The following is a 15,665-nucleotide window of genomic DNA, read 5'->3' as shown; positions in this document are numbered from 1 at the left end:
TTCCTCGGGCGGTCATTCATTGACAGCCGCCCGATCATTCCCCGCTTTGACAAAGCCGGCGGCATCTTCATGAGCCGCTCTCGCATGCCGGTTCACTCAAACACTGTCCCTTTTGGGACTGACAAAGAAACCCTGCGGTGGTCGCGGTCATGCGACAACCGTCTCAAGGCCTTTATGTCAGGCTGGCGGCCGATCCTCGTTTTTCGCCCGCAAGCCCGAACGCAATGTTACACTTTCCCCTGCCCTTCTCCTGGCCTCACGCAAAACGTGTGGCCGCGGAGCGCACAAAACGTCCCCGTCCCGTGACAGCCACGTCACGGTACAATGCCGTCGAATGCGTGAGAAAACGGAAGCTCTCCGCTCCGTTGCAAGTGACACAGAGCCATCATCCTGCCGACGTGGCAGTTTGGACTGACTTCTGCAGGTGATGTCCGCGCCCTTTGCTGGACGCCATTTAGGCAGGATCAAAAGGCAAGATCAACGATGAATTTTACGCAAAATTAAGACGCGGCCATTGACTCCGGTGGCCGCTTTAGGGCGTCACACCAACGTCAAAAAAGAATCGCTTTTGAATCAAGGAGATTCCCCAACTGGGCTATTTTGGACACGCATAAAAAGAAAAAAGAAAAAATCTCCTTGACTCATTTGATGCCGCGGGTTGCGTGACCGGAGTCGCAACCTTTAAAAAGATCCTTGTGTAAGCTATTGTTTTTAAAAGATTTTTCCTGTCATGCCCCTGACACGAAATCGTCGCCGGATTAACCATATGCGTGGTAGGCGGCGGAATCGAAAAAGCCCGGTAAAATTACCGGGCTAATCATAACGAGCAATTCGTTAATGAGATATTTAGGCGTTCGCAGAAGCCGAAAGAGCCTTCACGCGAGCAGCGAGGCGCGAGACCTTGCGGGAAGCCGTGTTGGCGTGCAGGACGCCCTTGCTTGCGGCGCGTGCCAGCTCGGGCTCAGCGGCGAGGAAGGCTTCCTTTGCCTTGGCGGCATCACCAGCGGCGAGTGCCTCTTCGACCTGGCGAACGTAGGTGCGAACGCGCGAACGGCGAGCCTTATTGACTGCGGTACGGCGAGCGATCTTGCGGGTCGCCTTTTTCGCCGAAGTTGTATTGGCCATGGATGCCTCTCTCAAGAATTCGAACAAAACTCCGCCATTGCCGCGCTGGCCCTGCGGCCACTCAAATTCAGCAATACGGGAGCATTAGTGGAAAACCTGAGCGGCTTTCCGAACCGTGGGCGGGCATATAACGCTAAAGCCGACCCACGTCAACGCGCATTTTCAAGGAAAAGCCCCTTTCCCCGCGCAGCCCGCTCACCTGTTCTTGAAGGCGGGTTTGCGCTTCTCGATGAAGGCGGCCATGCCCTCTTTCTGATCCTCGGTCGCAAAGAGGCTCTGGAAGAGGCGGCGCTCGAAACGCAGGCCCTCTTCCAGCGTCGTTTCGAAGGCGCGGCTGACCGCCTCCTTCGCCATCAGTACCGAGGGACGCGATAGCGATGCGATCCTGGCGGCTGCCTCCAACGCCTCATCCAGCAGCCGTTCGGGCGCCACCACACGCGAAACGAGTCCCGAGCGTTCGGCTTCCGCCGCATCCATCATCCGGCCGGTCAGAATAAGGTCCATCGCCTTGGCCTTGCCGACCGCTCTCGTCAGGCGCTGCGAGCCGCCGATACCAGGAATGACGCCGAGGGTGATCTCCGGCTGACCGAACTTCGCCGTCTCCGAGGCAATGATGAAGTCGCAGAGCATGGCGAGTTCACATCCGCCGCCGAGCGCAAAGCCGCTGACGGCAGCGATGATCGGCTTTCGAGCCTTGGCGATCTCGTCCCAACCGCTGATGAAATCGCTCTTGTAGACCTCCGCAAAATCGAGCGGCTGCATTTCCTTGATGTCGGCGCCGGCGGCAAAGGCGCGCTCGGAACCGGTCAGCACGATCGCACCGATCGCCTCCTCTTCATGAAAGGCCGCATAGGCAAGCTTCAATTCCTTGAGCACGGTCGAATTCAGTGCATTCAGCGCCTGCGGCCGGTTCAGGGTGATGAGGCCGACATTCCCTCGGGTTTCAACAAGAAGTGTTTCATAGGCCATGGCGCTCTCCTATTTCTGGCAAGTGGCGCAATAGAAGGTGGAACGGCCAGCCTGCACGATGCGCGAGACCGTACCGCCGCAGCCCGGCGTGCGGCAAGTTAGACCTTCGCGGTCATAGACGGAAAAAGAATGCTGGAAGTAACCGAGCGAACCATCCGTCTGGATATGGTCGCGCAAAGACGATCCGCCGGCGGCGATCGCATCGGCGATGACATCGCGGATGGAGGTGACGAGCAGGTTCAATGCTTCTTTCGGCTTGCCCGTCTTCGTCACCAGCGTGCAGGCCACGCGCATGGGCGAGAGATGCGCCCGCCACAGCGCCTCGCATACATAGATATTGCCGAGCCCGGCAATGGTCTTCTGATCCAGCAGCGCACCCTTCAGCGGCTGGGCCTTGTCGGCGAAACGCTCGGCCAGATAGGCCGCGGAAAGCTCGTTGCCGGTCGGCTCCGGCCCCAGGCCGAACAGGAAGGGGTTGGCATCGAGTCCCGAGCGGTCTGCAAGATCCATGAAGCCGAAGCGGCGCGGGTCATTATAGATGACGCGGCGCGGGCCGCCCTCGCCGTCCAGATGGAAGACGGCGTGATCGTGCTTCTCGTCCTTGGAGCGTTCGTGGTGAAAATCACCCGGCGTGGCAGTCAGCGGCCCCTGCTCGATCCGGAAGGAGCCGGACATGCCGAGATGAGAAATGATCGTCTTGCCGCTGTCGAGGTCGATCAGTAGGTACTTGGCCCGCCGTCCGAGACCGATGATCGTGCGACCGGAGACCTGATTTTCGAAATCCTGCGGGAAGGGAAACCGCAGGTCGCCGCGGCGCAATTCCAGCCTTTCGATGCGTGCGCCTTCCATTGCCGGCGTCAGGCCGCGCTTCACCGTCTCGACTTCTGGCAATTCCGGCATCTTAACCCATCTATATCTAACGTGTTTCAACCGCCCGCGATGTGCGCTATAGCGCCAACGTGCCGCGGGCGGACCGTGGCCCACAGATAGCGCCGCGCCCTCGCTTTCGCTATGGTCGCCGCGCCGAATTCTTGATGTGAACGGAGTAGCTTGATGTCAGACAGCCGGACCTCCGCCGATGGCGGTATGGAAACGTCCTACGGCTTCCGCGAGGTGCCGACCGGTGAAAAGCAAGGCCTCGTCAACGAGGTCTTCCACAAGGTCGCCAAACGCTACGACATCATGAACGACGTCATGTCCATGGGCATGCACAGGGCCTGGAAGGACGCGATGATTGCGGCGCTGAACCCGCGCAAGGAGCCGGGCTACAAGGTGCTCGACGTTGCCGGCGGCACCGGTGATATCGCCTTCCGCATCGTCGAAGCCTCGAACCGCCAGGCGCATGCGACCGTGCTCGACATCAACGGCTCGATGCTCGGCGTCGGTGCGGAGCGGGCGGCAAAGAAGAAGCTTTCGGACAATCTCACCTTCGTGGAAGCCAATGCCGAGGACCTTCCTTTCGAGGCAAACAGCTTCGATGCCTATACGATCGCCTTCGGCATCCGCAACGTGCCGCGGATCGAGGTGGCGCTCTCGGAAGCCTATCGCGTGCTGAAACGCGGCGGACGGCTGCTCGTGCTGGAATTTTCGGAAGTGGACCTGCCGGTTCTCGACAAGGTTTACGAAGCCTGGTCCTTCAACGCCATTCCGAAATTCGGCAAGGCGATCACCGGCGATGCCGAGCCTTACCAGTATCTTGTGGAATCGATCCGCAAGTTCCCGAACCAGGAGAATTTCGCGGCGATGATCCGCACGGCCGGCTTTTCGCGCGTGACCTACACCAATTATACCGGCGGCATCGCTGCGCTGCATTCCGGCTGGAAGCTTTGATCCGCATGAGTGCTTTCGGAGCATATTTCAGGCTCGCAAGGGTCGGCTGGATTTTGGTGCGCGAAGGCGTCATCTCGGCCCTGCCTTCGGAGGGTCTGCCGCCATCGATCAGCCTGGCGAAATCCTTCGTGGGCATGTTCGCCCGCAATCGAAGCAAATCCCAGAAGCGCAGCGACCGGCTGGCTAAAGCCGTTGAACGGCTGGGGCCGTCCTATGTGAAGATCGGCCAGTTTCTCGCGACGCGTCCCGATGTCGTCGGCGTCGAATTTGCCGACGACTTGTCGCAATTGCAGGACCGGATGGCTTTTTTCCCCGCGGCTGCCGCCAAGGCGAATATCGAGGGCTCGCTCGGACGTCCGATCACAGATCTCTATGCGAGCTTCGGCGATCCGATTGCCGCAGCCTCTATCGCCCAGGTGCATGCTGCAGAGGTCGACACGCCGGCAGGACCTAAAAAGGTTGCCGTCAAAGTCGTGCGGCCGGGTGTCAGGGCGCGGTTTGCCCATGACATCGAAGCGATGTACCTCGTTGCCCATATGCAGGAACGTTTCATGCCGGCGAGCCGCCGCCTGCGGCCCGTTGAGGTGACGAAGACGCTGGAGCAGACCACCAAGGTGGAGATGGACCTGCGCCTGGAAGCAGCCGCGCTTTCGGAAATTGCCGAAAATACCGAGAAGGATCCCGGCTTCCGCGTGCCGAAGGTGGACTGGGAGCGCACGGGCCGCGACGTCATCACCATGGAGTGGATCGACGGCGTCAAGATGTCCGATGTCGAGGGGCTGCGCGCCGCCGGCCACGATCTCAACGAGCTTGCCGATACGCTGATCCAGTCTTTCCTGCGTCATACGCTACGTGACGGCTTTTTCCATGCCGACATGCATCCGGGCAATCTCTTCGTCGATGCCGGCGGCATGATCGTCGCCGTCGACATGGGTATCGTCGGGCGCCTCGGAAAGAAGGAGCGCCGCTTCCTTGCCGAGATCCTCTATGGCTTCATCACCCGCGATTACATCCGGGTGGCCGAAGTGCATTTCGAGGCAGGCTATGTGCCCGGCCACCACAATATCGAGAGCTTTGCCCAGGCGATCCGGGCGATCGGCGAGCCGATCCATGGCCAGCCGGCCGAGACGATCTCCATGGGCAAGCTGTTGACGCTGCTCTTCGAGGTGACCGAGCTCTTCGACATGCAGACGCGACCCGAGCTCGTGATGCTGCAGAAGACGATGGTTGTCGTCGAAGGCGTTTCGCGCATGCTCAATCCGCGTTTCAACATGTGGAAGGCATCCGAGCCGGTCGTCGGCGACTGGATCAAGAACAATCTCGGCCCGAAGCGCATCGTCACCGACCTCAAGGATGGGCTGAAGGCGGCCGTAAAGCTTGCCGAAGCCGCACCTGAAATTGCCGCCCAGACGGAGAAATTCCACCATCAGCTTCTGCATATGAGCGAGCACGGGTTGCGCTTCGACGAGCAGACGGCTGAGGCCATCGGCAAAGCGGAAGCGCGCCATAACCGCTCCGCCAAGATAGCTCTCTGGATAATTGCGCTCACGCTTCTCTATATTGCCTGGGTCATGAGCTGACAGGAAGCAACAAAAGCATGATGTGTTCGGCATTTGGGATATCCCGCCAGATGTGAGGCTCGCTTAGTCTCGCCTCCATGGAGATGAGAACATGAAGCACGAACGCCCCGGAATCGAACTGAGCGGCCAGCCACTGAGCTTTGCCGAGATGGTGAGGATCGGCTCCGGCAAGGTTGCGCTTTCAGCCTCTGGCATCGGCATGCAGCGCGTGAAGATTGCGCGCATGATCGTCGAAGATGCGATCGAGGCCGGCATGCCGGTCTATGGCGCCACCACCGGTGTCGGCGCTATGAAGGATGTCGAATGGTCGCCGGAGGATCTCGACGCCTTCAATCTCGGGCTCGTACGCGCGCATCACTTCGGCACCGGCACTCCCTTTTCCTGCAATGTCGTGCGCAATGCCATGGCGATGCGCGTCAATACGGCGCTGACGGGCCAGGTCGGCTGTACGCCTGATCTCATCGACGCCTATATGCGAATGCTCTCGGCCGACATCATTCCGGTCGTACGCCGCACCGGCTCGATCGGCTGCGCCGATATCGGTCTCATGGGCCAGATCGGCGCGGTACTAACCGGCGTCGGAGAAGCGATCTATCGCGGCAATCGCATGCAGGCGGGCGAAGCCTTCCAGGCAGCCGGCATGGAGCCGGTGAAAATGGCGCCGCGCGACAGCCTCGCCTCGCTCAGCGTTAATGCCGTCAGCTTCGCCGCCGCTGCCGAGACGACACGCAATGCCGCCGCCTCGATCCGTGTGCTGTTGGCAACCGGCATGATGGCTTCCGGTGCGCTCGGGGCATCGCGCGATCCCTGGCGGGCCGTGCGCCATGTCGGCACGGCGCGGGAGGCGCTGATCGGCGCCTGGCTTTGCAATGCCTCAGACGAATGGGAATGGCCGGTCGCCACCCACGTGCAGGACGCGCTGAGCCTGCGCATGATCGCCCAGGTTTTTGGTGCTGTTATCGAAAACCTGCTTTCGACCGGCCACAAGATCCTTGCCGCCACCGGCCGCTCCGACGACAATCCCGTCGTCGTGGAAGGACGGGTGATGACCTCAGGCGGCTCACTACCGCTTGATGTGACGATCCTCCTGGAATCGGCAGCGCTTTGCATGGCGCATGCGGCACGCAACGCCTTCAACCGCTGCGTCCTGCTCGGCAACGGCCAGCGGCGCGGCCTGCCGGTCAATCTCGTGCCTCCCGGTCGCATCGCCACCGGCTTCGGGCCGATCATCAAGCTTGCGGGGGAAATCTTCTCGCGCGTACTCTCCATGTCGAACCCGGTCTCGGCGCAATCGCTCGTCGTTGCGGCCGGCCTTGAGGACGAGGCGGCTTTCCTGCCGCTCGTCATCGAGCGCTTCGACCGGCAGATGCGGGCGCTGAAGCGTCTAGCCGCACTGGAAGCCCTGCTTTCGGCACAAGCGATCGATATTATCGGCGATACGCCGAAGGGTGTCGCGGGTATGCTCTATCAGGTCGTGCGCAAACATGCGGCCTTCTATACGGTCGACCGGCCGCTTTCGGCCGAGGTCGAGGCGATCGAGGAAGAACTGGGCTCGGATGAATTCATCTCGAAGCTGATCGAGCAGGTGCCAATCGCCTCCTTCGACGATTTCTTCGCGCTCGGTTCGCTCGAGCGCATCGAAGGGCGGCTGACGCCGGAACCGGCTATCATCTAAATTTCGATCTATCGAGGGAGACGCGGCATGGATTTCGATCTCGTTCTGCAGGGCACGGTGGTGCTGCCGGAGCGTATTCTCGAAGGCGGCTATGTCGCCGTTCGCGACGGAAAGATCGCGGAAGTCGGCCTCGGCGTACCGCCTGCGGCCAAAGAACGGCATCTGCTTGGCAAGGCGCTGATCCTGCCGGGCGCCATCGACGCGCAGGTCCATTCGCTCTCGCAGAAAGATCAGGAGGATTTCATCTGGTCGACTCGCTCGGCGGCTGCCGGCGGTGTGACCACCATCGTCGACATGCCCTATGACGAGGGAAATCTCGTCTGCTCGGCTGAGGCGGTAAAGAAGAAGGTCGAGCACGCCGGCCCGCAGGCGCGTGTGGACTTTGCGCTCTACGGCACAGTCGATCCTGAGGAAGGTCCCGCCCGCATCGCCGAAATGGTGCAGGCAGGCGTTGCCGCCTTCAAGTTCTCCACCTTCGGCACCGATCCCAAACGCTTCCCGCGCATTCCGCCTGCCCTGCTCGACGCCTGTTTTGCGGCAATTGCCCCAACCGGGCTGGCGGCCGGCGTGCATAACGAGGATGACGAGGCGGTGCGCACCTATATGGAGCAGGTGAAAACAAGCGGCATTACCGACTGGCGCGCGCATGGCCTGTCGCGCCCGCCGATCACCGAACTGCTTGCCATGCACACGATCTTCGAGACCGGCGCCAATACCGGCTGCCCATCCCATGTCGTGCATTGCTCGCTCGGGCGGGGTTATGACATCGCCCGAGCCTATCGCCGCGACGGTTATGAGGCGACGGTCGAATGCTGCATTCACTACCTTACACTTGACGAGGAAAACGATGTGAAGCGCCTCGGCGGCAAGGCGAAGATCAATCCGCCGGTGCGTCCCCGCGCCGAGGTCGAAACCCTGTGGCGCAAGGTTGCCGAAGGCAACGTCTGGCTGGTGTCGACCGACCATGTGAGCTGGTCGGAAAACCGCAAGACCAATCCGGACATGCTGGCGAATGCATCGGGCGTTCCGGGTCTGGAAGTCATGGTGCCGCTCTTCGTCAAGGGCGCCCTGGAGCGCGGCATTCCCTTGACCTGGGCGGCGAAGCTGATGGCCGAGAACCCGGCGAAGCATTTCCGTCTCGACCATATCAAGGGCGCGCTGACATCGGGCAAGGATGCTGACATCGTCGTGCTGGAACCCAAGGAAACGATCTATGATGCATCGGCCAGCGGCAACAATGTCGTCGGCTGGAGCCCCTATAACGGCATGCGCCTGCCGTGGACGGTCTCGGCGGCCTGGCTGCGCGGACAAATGATCACCGAAGGTTCGAAGGTTCTGGCGGAGCCCGGCGCCGGCCGCTTCGTGCGCCCGCTGCCGCGACAGGTGCTGGCATGAGCCGCAACCTGCCCGTCAATCCCGGCCGGATCGCCGAGGATATCGAAGCCCTTTCCACCATCACCGAGCCGGGGCATCCCTGGACGCGGCGGGCTTTTTCTCCGCTCTTTCTCGAAGGCCGCGCCTATCTCGAGGCACGCATGCGGGCGATCGGCCTGGATACCCGCATCGATGCCTCCGGCAACCTGATCGGCCGGCGGGAAGGCTTAAAACCCGGCTCTGGCGTCATCATGCTCGGCTCGCATTCCGACACCGTGCCGGATGGCGGACGTTTTGACGGCATTGCCGGCGTTGCTGCAGCGTTGGAGGTCGCGCGAGCGCTGCGGGAAAAGGAAATACGCCTCGACCATGATCTGGAGATCGTCGACTTCCTGGCCGAGGAGGTCAGTATCTTCGGGGTCTCCTGCATCGGCAGCCGCGGCATGACGGGGCAATTGCCTCAGGCATGGCTTTCCCGCATGGTCGAGGGGCGTGATCTTGCTGAAGCGATTGCCGAGGTCGGTGGGTCGCCGGGCATACTGACCCCCGAGAAAAAGCCCGATATTGCCGGTTTTCTGGAGCTGCACATCGAGCAGGGCCCCGTCCTTGAGACTGAGCACAAGGATATCGGCATCGTCACGGCGATATCTGGCATTACCCGCATCGAGATCACCGTCGAAGGTCGCGCCGATCATGCCGGCACGACGCCGATGGATTCGCGCGCCGATGCGCTGGTTGCCGCTTCGCAGCTCGTCCTCGATATCCGCAATGCCGCCAGCGAACTTGCCAAGACACCCGGTCATTTTGCGGCAACCGTCGGCGAATTCCGTATCGAACCGAATGCCGCCAACGTCGTTCCTTCCCGCGTCATATTGCTGATCGATGGACGGGCCGAAATCCGCGCCGACATGGAGGCCTTCTGCCACTGGTTGGACGGCCATACGCAAAAGCTTGCTTTGGCCTTTGGCGTGACGATCGCGCCGCCGAACCGCATCTCCGACAATTTCCCGACACCTGCTGATAAGAGCCTGCTTTCCACGCTGGAGCGCGCCTGTGAGATGGTCGGCGCCAAATACCGCTTCATGGCATCAGGCGCCGGCCACGATACGGCCTGGATCGCCCGCGTGGCGCCGGCTGCGATGATCTTCGTGCCCTGCAGGGAAGGCCGCAGCCATTCGCCGGATGAGTGGGCTGAAAATGACGACATAGCACTCGGCGCCGCGGTGCTTTTCGAAACGGTGCGCGAGATGGACCGGAACTTGATCAAGGAGAGGGGCGATGGGACGCATATTGGTTGAAAAGGACGTGGAAGCTGCCGTCAAAGGCGGTTCCGTCTATGCGGCCGGCGGTGGCGGCTGGGCCGATCACGGCCGGATGCTCGGCTATGCCGCCGTCAATGTCGGCAAGCCTGAGCTCGTCTCCATCGACGAACTTGGCGATAGCGACTGGATCGCGACGGCGGCGGCAATCGGTGCGCCGGCCTCCACCACGCCCTGGGAGATGCAGGGCATCGACTATGTGAAAGCCGTCCAGCTTCTGCAAGAGGCGCTCGGCGAAAAGCTCTCCGGCCTCATCATCGGCCAGAACGGTAAATCCTCGACACTGAACGGCTGGCTGCCTTCGGCCATCCTTGGCACCAAGGTCGTCGATGCGGTTGGCGATATCCGCGCCCATCCCACCGGCGACATGGGATCGATCGGTATGGCAGGTTCGCCGGAGCAGATGATCCAAACGGCCGTCGGCGGCAATCGGTCGGAAAACCGTTACATTGAGCTCGTCGTGAAGGGTGCGACGGCGAAGATTTCGCCGGTGTTGCGGGCGGCCGCCGACCAGTCCGGTGGCTTCATTGCCAGCTGCCGCAATCCGCTGCGCGCCTCCTATGTTCGCAAGAATGCCGCGCTCGGCGGCATCTCGATGGCGCTGAGGCTCGGCGAAGCGATCATCGAAGCGGAAAAGAGAGGCGGATCGGCTGTTATCGACGCGATCTGCAAGACGACGGGTGGGCATATCCTGGCCGAGGGTACGATCACCAAGAAGGATGTCGTCTATACCAAGGAAGCTTTCGACATCGGCACGATCACGGTCGGTGCCGGCGACAAGGCCGTGACCTTGCATGTGATGAACGAATATATGGCTGTCGATGATGCCAGCGGCATGCGTGTCGCAACCTTCCCTGCCGTCATCACCACGCTCTCCGAGGAAGGCGAACCGCTCTCCGTCGGCCAGCTCAAGAGCGGCATGCATGTCTTCATTCTGCATGTGCCGAAGGACATCATTCCGCTCTCGGCCAGCGTGCTCGACCCGACCGTCTATCCGTCCGTCGAAAAGGCGATGGGCATCGAGATCGCGCGCTATGCACTGGAGACGAGGGCCTGAGGCATGGCACGCGATCCCGGCCTGGAAGAATTGATGCGCGAGGAGCTCGGCAATCGGCCGGGCTTGAGCGAGAAATCCATGTTCGGCGGCTGGGCCTTCATGCTGAACGGCAACCTGCTCTGCTGCGCGCGCCAGGACGGCATGTTGCTGCGTCTCGGCAAGGGCAATGACGGCTGGGCGCTCGCTCTGCCCGGGGTCATCCAGATGCTGTCAGGCGAGCGGATCATGCATGGCTGGGTGCGCGCCAATGCCGATGTCTATGGCGACGATGCCATGAGACGGCGTCTCATCGATGCGGCACTCGCTTACGTGGACCCGATGCCAGCCAAGTGAAATTACCGGTGCTGGATGCGCCGACGACGAAAGACGAGGAACCCAAGATGCCGAAGGCCAACCCACGCCATCCGAAATTTCCGATCCCCGGCGGACCGGAGTTGCGCGCCAAGGGCTGGCGGCAGGAAGCGCTGCTGCGGCTTCTGGAAAATGTGCTCTCGGTCGGCGAGGATCCTGACAATCTCGTCGTCTATGCAGCTCTCGGCAAGGCGGCGCGCAACTGGCCGGCGCATCGGGGCATCGTCAAGGCTCTCACCGAGATGGACGAGGACCAGACGCTGCTGATCCAGTCCGGCAAGCCGATCGGCCTCGTGAAGACCCACGCCAAGGCGCCGCTCGTTATCATGGCGAATTGCAATATCGTCGGCCAATGGGCGAAGGCTGAGGTCTTCTACGAGCTGCAGCGCAAGGGGCTGATCTGCTGGGGCGGGCTGACGGCCGGCGCCTGGCAATATATCGGCAGCCAGGGTGTCATTCAGGGCACCTATGAAATCTTCATGCGCATTGCCGAACGGCGCTTCGGCAGCGATCTCCATGGCCGCTTCGTGCTGACGGCGGGGCTCGGCGGCATGGGTGGCGCGCAGCCGCTCGCCGGTCGTATGGCGGGTGCGGCGATCCTCTGCATCGACATCGATCCCGAACGTGCCCGCAAGCGCCAGCAGATCGGCTATCTGCAGGAAATCGCTGCTGACCTCGACAGTGCGCTCGCGATGATCGATGCCGCCGTCAAGGAGAAGCGCGCACTCTCTGTCGGTCTCGTCGGCAATGCTGCGGAGATCTATCCGGAGATCGCCCGGCGCGGCCTCGTGCCCGATGTCGTTACCGACCAGACCTCGGCACATGATCTCGTTTATGGCTATGTGCCGAAGGGCATGAGCCTCGATCAGGTGAAAGGACTGCGTGACCATGGCCAGGGCCAGCTCATGGCCGCGAGCCGCGCGTCGATCGTCGAGCATGTGACTGCCATGCTGGAGTTCCAGAGGCGCGGATCGGAAGTCTTCGACAACGGCAACCTCATCCGAACCCAGGCCCGCGAGGGCGGCGTTACCAATGCCTTCGACATTCCGATCTTCACGGAAGCGTATCTCCGCCCGCTCTTTGCCCGCGCCATCGGCCCCTTCCGCTGGATGGCGCTGTCGGGAGAAGAAAGCGATATCGCGCGGATCGACGACCTGTTGCTAGAGATGTTCCCCTACAACAAGATCATCACCAACTGGATCCGGCTGGCGCGCGAACATATTCCCTTCGAAGGTTTGCCGGCGCGCATTGCCTGGCTGGGTCACGGCGAGCGCACGGCGCTGGCGCGGCGCGTCAACGAGCTGGTTGCGAATGGCGAACTCAAGGGTCCTGTCGCCTTCTCGCGCGACCATCTCGATGCCGGCGCGATGGCGCATCCGAATATCATGACGGAGCGCATGAAGGATGGCTCGGACGCCATTGCCGACTGGCCGCTCATCGATGCGATGATGCTCTGCTCCTCGATGGCCGACCTCGTCGTCGTCCATTCGGGCGGCGGCGGTTATGCCGGTTACATGACGAGCTGCGGTGTGACCGTCGTTGCCGATGGATCCGAAGCCGCTGACGAACGTCTCGACCATGCACTGACCAACGATACGGCGCTCGGCGTCATGCGTTATGCCGACGCCGGCTATGACGAGGCGCTGGACGAAGTGGCGAAGAAGGACGTGCCCTATATCCGGCTTGGCTGAATGCCAGCCGCTCAGAGATAGCGTGTTTCGGCGGGTGCTGCATCGTAACGGTCATGCAGACCGTCGAAATAGGCGATGGGTGCCGCGGCAAGTTCTTCGGCATCCGCATCGTCGAGGCAGTTGACGGCGACGGCGATGAAGGGACCGATCGTCTCGTTGTCGTTGCGAGCAAAGGAGCTCACGCCGCAGGTCTCGCAGAAGAGGTGATGGATCGAGCCGGAGCCGAAGAGATATTCGCGCAAATGGTCCCTGCCTGAGACCAGCCGGAAATCGGCCGGCTGCACGATCGCCAGCCAGCTGCGTTTCTTACGGCAGACGGAGCAATTGCATTTGAAGGTGCCGGCCGAAAGATCGAGCCCAGCCTCATAGGCGACGGCGCCGCAATGGCAGCTTCCATGGTAGGTCTTCTTCACGATGGCTCCTCCGATCATATATTTAACCTAGTGGTTAAATTAATCGCTGCGGACCGGAAGTCAAGACGGGCGCCGGGCAAGCCGGCGTGCGGCCATTGCAGAGAGAAAAGCCAACGCCATCAGGATGAGTGTGAAGAACACGACCGCAGCCCATCCTTCCATCGCCCAGAACCAGCCGCCTGCCGAGCCCATGACGCTGGAGCCGATGTAATAGGCGAGCATGTAGAGCGAGGAGGCGTGTCCTTTGGTGCCGACGGCGAGCTTGCCGACGAGACCGCTGGCAACAGAATGCGTCATGAAGAAACCGCTCGTCAGCACGATGATGCCGAGGATAATGAGCGGCAGGGACGCCGAGAGCGTCAGCGCGCAGCCTGCTGCGGTGATGACGATGCCCGCCAGGAGCACGGTGAAGTGGCCGAGGCGATCGCCGAGGATGCCGCCGATCGAGGACGCGCCGATACCGAAGAGATAGACGGTGAAGATCAAGCCCAACTCGGTCTGATTGAGCTCATAAGGCGGTGCGACGAGGCGGAAGCCGGCGTAATTGTAGATCGTCACGAAGGAGCCCATCGCAAAGAAAGCGATGGCGAAGATGAAGGGCAGCACCGGATTGCCGAGATGCCCGAGCCAGGCCTTCAGATGGAACTGCGGATCGAAGCCGGCGCGACGCACGAAATTGCGCGAGGGTGGCAGGAGCGCGATGAAGCCGATCGCCGCGACAAGACCGATGGCGCCGATCAGGAATATGGCCGGCCGCCAGGAGAGATATTCCGCGAAGATCCCCGTCAGCACGCGGCCCGACATGCCACCGAAAGCCGTGCCACCGACATAGAGCCCCATCGTGGCGCCAAGGCCGCGCGGATCGATTTCTTCTGCAAGATAGGCCATGGCGACGGCTGGCACACCGCCAAGCACGAAGCCCTGCAGCGCGCGGATAACCAACAACAGATGCCAGCTTGGCGCAAAGGCGGTGGCGATCGTTAGCACGGCAGCCCCGACCAGCGAAATCGACATCAGACTGCGCCTGCCGAGCCCCTCCGAGACGGCTGCGGCGCAGACGATGGCGATTGCCAGGAAGCCTGTGGAGAGCGACAGCGACAGCGAGCTTTCGGCCGGGCTGATGGCAAATTCCTGCGCGAAGATCGGCAGCAGCGGCTGCACGCAATAGAGCAGCGAGAAGGTAGCGAAGCCGGAAAGGAAGAGCGCCAGGCTGGCGCGGCGATAGGCGCCGGTGCCGCGTCTCAGATAGTGTCTTGCGTGGGTCTCCTCGGCTGTTCGCAGGCCGGCAACGTCTTGGATTGCAGAGTCTGACATGTGTCATTCCTTCCTGCCTCCGATCTAGTCAAGGCGCCTCCATTTGTCCAATATATGAAACTGGCGATCTTGATAGGTTTTGGAGATAGTGATGGAGCTGCGGCATATCCGATATTTTCTGGCGGTCGCCGAAGAGGCCAATTTCACGCGGGCCGCTGCGCGCCTCGGCATCGGCCAGCCGCCACTCAGCCAGCAGATCCGCGATCTCGAGACCGAAATCGGGGCGATGCTCTTCCATCGCGTGCCGCACGGAGCGGAGCTGACGTTCGCCGGTACGGCTTTCCTTCCGGAGGCAAAGGCATCCCTTGCGGCGGCCGAGAAGGCGCGGCTTGCGGCTCAAAGCGCCAATCGCGGCGAGACCGGCCGGCTGTCGCTCGGTTTTACCGCCTCCTCCGCCTTCAACTCCCTGGTCAGCACCACGATCCGCCGCTTTCGCGCCCGCTGGCCCGAGGTGCGCCTGTCACTGACGGAGATGAATACGCTGGGGCTGATGCAGAAGCTGGAGCGCGGCGAGCTGGATGCGACCTTCATGCGTCCCGGGCTCAGCGATCCCGATGGCATCAGGCTGAAGCGCCTGCCGGACGAGCCGATGGTCGTCGCACTGCCCGCCGGTCATCCGCTTGCAAAACACAAGACGCTGTCGCTCGCCTTGCTGGCCGACGAACCCTTTATCCTCTTTCCGCGTCTTGTCGGTCTCAGCCTCTATGACGATGTCGTGCGCGCATGCCGCGAGGCAGGCTTCGAACTGACCGTGGCGCAGGAAGCGCCGCAGATTTCTTCAGTCGTCAATCTCGTCGCCGCCGATCTCGGCGTTTCGATCGTCCCGGCCTCGATTTCTCAGATCAAACTTGCAGGTGTCGCCTACCGGCCGATCGAAGGCCCGCCTGCCGTGGCGCGGCTGGCGCTCGCCGTGCTCCGCAGCCAGCGCTCTCCCGTCACCGAAAACCTGATGAGCCTGCTTTCCTGA

The 15,665-nt window shown here is 61.8% G+C and carries 14 protein-coding genes; 9 read left to right on the top strand and 5 right to left on the bottom strand.

Features of this window, described 5'->3' with window-relative positions; genetic code table 11:
- Positions 1-846: 846 nt before the first annotated feature.
- The 3 genes from rpsT to mutM form a co-directional block, all read right to left on the bottom strand.
- Positions 847-1,125: a 30S ribosomal protein S20 gene (gene rpsT / locus KQ933_RS21535; protein ID WP_183727885.1), complete on the bottom strand. Its 279-nt coding sequence runs from the start codon at positions 1,123-1,125 to the stop codon at positions 847-849.
- A gap of 195 nt (positions 1,126-1,320) precedes the next feature.
- Positions 1,321-2,094, bottom strand: coding sequence for an enoyl-CoA hydratase (locus tag KQ933_RS21530; protein WP_216756806.1), 774 nt, complete (start codon positions 2,092-2,094; stop codon positions 1,321-1,323).
- A gap of 9 nt (positions 2,095-2,103) precedes the next feature.
- Positions 2,104-2,994 (bottom strand): bifunctional DNA-formamidopyrimidine glycosylase/DNA-(apurinic or apyrimidinic site) lyase, encoded by an 891-nt coding sequence (gene mutM / locus KQ933_RS21525; RefSeq protein WP_216756805.1) that lies wholly within the window; start codon positions 2,992-2,994, stop codon positions 2,104-2,106.
- A gap of 153 nt (positions 2,995-3,147) precedes the next feature.
- Here mutM and ubiE point away from each other — a divergent pair, with 153 nt between their 5' ends.
- From ubiE to KQ933_RS21485, 8 genes are all read left to right on the top strand, one after another.
- Positions 3,148-3,924, top strand: a complete 777-nt coding sequence (gene ubiE / locus KQ933_RS21520) for a bifunctional demethylmenaquinone methyltransferase/2-methoxy-6-polyprenyl-1,4-benzoquinol methylase UbiE (protein ID WP_216756804.1) — start codon at positions 3,148-3,150, stop codon at positions 3,922-3,924.
- Between the two features lie 5 nt (positions 3,925-3,929).
- A complete protein-coding gene (gene ubiB / locus KQ933_RS21515; RefSeq protein ID WP_216756803.1) occupies positions 3,930-5,504 on the top strand; it encodes a 2-polyprenylphenol 6-hydroxylase in 1,575 nt (524 codons plus the stop codon).
- Positions 5,505-5,595: 91 nt separating this feature from the next.
- Positions 5,596-7,179: an aromatic amino acid lyase gene (locus KQ933_RS21510; protein ID WP_216756802.1), complete on the top strand. Its 1,584-nt coding sequence runs from the start codon at positions 5,596-5,598 to the stop codon at positions 7,177-7,179.
- A 27-nt stretch (positions 7,180-7,206) separates the two neighbouring features.
- Positions 7,207-8,574: a dihydroorotase family protein gene (locus tag KQ933_RS21505; RefSeq protein WP_216756801.1), complete on the top strand. Its 1,368-nt coding sequence runs from the start codon at positions 7,207-7,209 to the stop codon at positions 8,572-8,574.
- Positions 8,571-9,851 carry a Zn-dependent hydrolase gene (locus KQ933_RS21500; protein ID WP_216756800.1) on the top strand — a complete coding sequence of 427 codons (1,281 nt, stop codon included), beginning with the start codon at positions 8,571-8,573 and terminating at the stop codon, positions 9,849-9,851. The genes KQ933_RS21505 and KQ933_RS21500 overlap by 4 nt, the downstream gene beginning before the upstream one ends.
- Entirely contained in the window at positions 9,832-10,929 is a 1,098-nt protein-coding gene (locus tag KQ933_RS21495; protein ID WP_216756799.1) for a DUF917 domain-containing protein, read from the top strand. The genes KQ933_RS21500 and KQ933_RS21495 overlap by 20 nt, the downstream gene beginning before the upstream one ends.
- A 3-nt stretch (positions 10,930-10,932) precedes the next feature.
- Positions 10,933-11,262 carry a TfoX/Sxy family protein gene (locus KQ933_RS21490; protein WP_216756798.1) on the top strand — a complete coding sequence of 110 codons (330 nt, stop codon included), beginning with the start codon at positions 10,933-10,935 and terminating at the stop codon, positions 11,260-11,262.
- 47 nt (positions 11,263-11,309) lie between these two features.
- A complete protein-coding gene (locus tag KQ933_RS21485) occupies positions 11,310-12,971 on the top strand; it encodes a urocanate hydratase (protein ID WP_216756797.1) in 1,662 nt (553 codons plus the stop codon).
- Between the two features lie 11 nt (positions 12,972-12,982).
- Here KQ933_RS21485 and KQ933_RS21480 read toward each other — a convergent pair whose 3' ends face one another.
- Entirely contained in the window at positions 12,983-13,384 is a 402-nt protein-coding gene (locus tag KQ933_RS21480; RefSeq protein WP_216756796.1) for a GFA family protein, read from the bottom strand.
- 60 nt (positions 13,385-13,444) lie between these two features.
- Entirely contained in the window at positions 13,445-14,698 is a 1,254-nt protein-coding gene (locus KQ933_RS21475) for an MFS transporter (RefSeq protein ID WP_216756795.1), read from the bottom strand.
- Positions 14,699-14,789: 91 nt separating this feature from the next.
- Here KQ933_RS21475 and KQ933_RS21470 point away from each other — a divergent pair, with 91 nt between their 5' ends.
- The gene (locus tag KQ933_RS21470) at positions 14,790-15,665 is read left to right on the top strand and encodes a LysR family transcriptional regulator (RefSeq protein ID WP_216756794.1); all 876 of its coding nucleotides are present in this window, start codon (positions 14,790-14,792) and stop codon (positions 15,663-15,665) included.

The organism is Rhizobium sp. WYJ-E13 (genome assembly GCF_018987265.1).
Classification (GTDB): domain Bacteria; phylum Pseudomonadota; class Alphaproteobacteria; order Rhizobiales; family Rhizobiaceae; genus Rhizobium.
Note: the sequence above shows the minus strand (reverse complement) of the source record. Positions and strands in the feature narration are given on the sequence as shown.

Coding starts and splice junctions, on each gene's coding strand:
- mutM (WP_216756805.1), bottom strand. CDS start 2,994: ATGCCGGAATTGCCAGAAGTCGAGACGGTGAAGCGCGGCCTGACGCCG.
- KQ933_RS21530 (WP_216756806.1), bottom strand. CDS start 2,094: ATGGCCTATGAAACACTTCTTGTTGAAACCCGAGGGAATGTCGGCCTC.
- KQ933_RS21470 (WP_216756794.1), top strand. CDS start 14,790: ATGGAGCTGCGGCATATCCGATATTTTCTGGCGGTCGCCGAAGAGGCC.
- ubiB (WP_216756803.1), top strand. CDS start 3,930: ATGAGTGCTTTCGGAGCATATTTCAGGCTCGCAAGGGTCGGCTGGATT.
- KQ933_RS21510 (WP_216756802.1), top strand. CDS start 5,596: ATGAAGCACGAACGCCCCGGAATCGAACTGAGCGGCCAGCCACTGAGC.
- KQ933_RS21475 (WP_216756795.1), bottom strand. CDS start 14,698: ATGTCAGACTCTGCAATCCAAGACGTTGCCGGCCTGCGAACAGCCGAG.
- KQ933_RS21485 (WP_216756797.1), top strand. CDS start 11,310: ATGCCGAAGGCCAACCCACGCCATCCGAAATTTCCGATCCCCGGCGGA.
- KQ933_RS21500 (WP_216756800.1), top strand. CDS start 8,571: ATGAGCCGCAACCTGCCCGTCAATCCCGGCCGGATCGCCGAGGATATC.
- rpsT (WP_183727885.1), bottom strand. CDS start 1,125: ATGGCCAATACAACTTCGGCGAAAAAGGCGACCCGCAAGATCGCTCGC.
- KQ933_RS21495 (WP_216756799.1), top strand. CDS start 9,832: ATGGGACGCATATTGGTTGAAAAGGACGTGGAAGCTGCCGTCAAAGGC.
- KQ933_RS21505 (WP_216756801.1), top strand. CDS start 7,207: ATGGATTTCGATCTCGTTCTGCAGGGCACGGTGGTGCTGCCGGAGCGT.
- ubiE (WP_216756804.1), top strand. CDS start 3,148: ATGTCAGACAGCCGGACCTCCGCCGATGGCGGTATGGAAACGTCCTAC.
- KQ933_RS21490 (WP_216756798.1), top strand. CDS start 10,933: ATGGCACGCGATCCCGGCCTGGAAGAATTGATGCGCGAGGAGCTCGGC.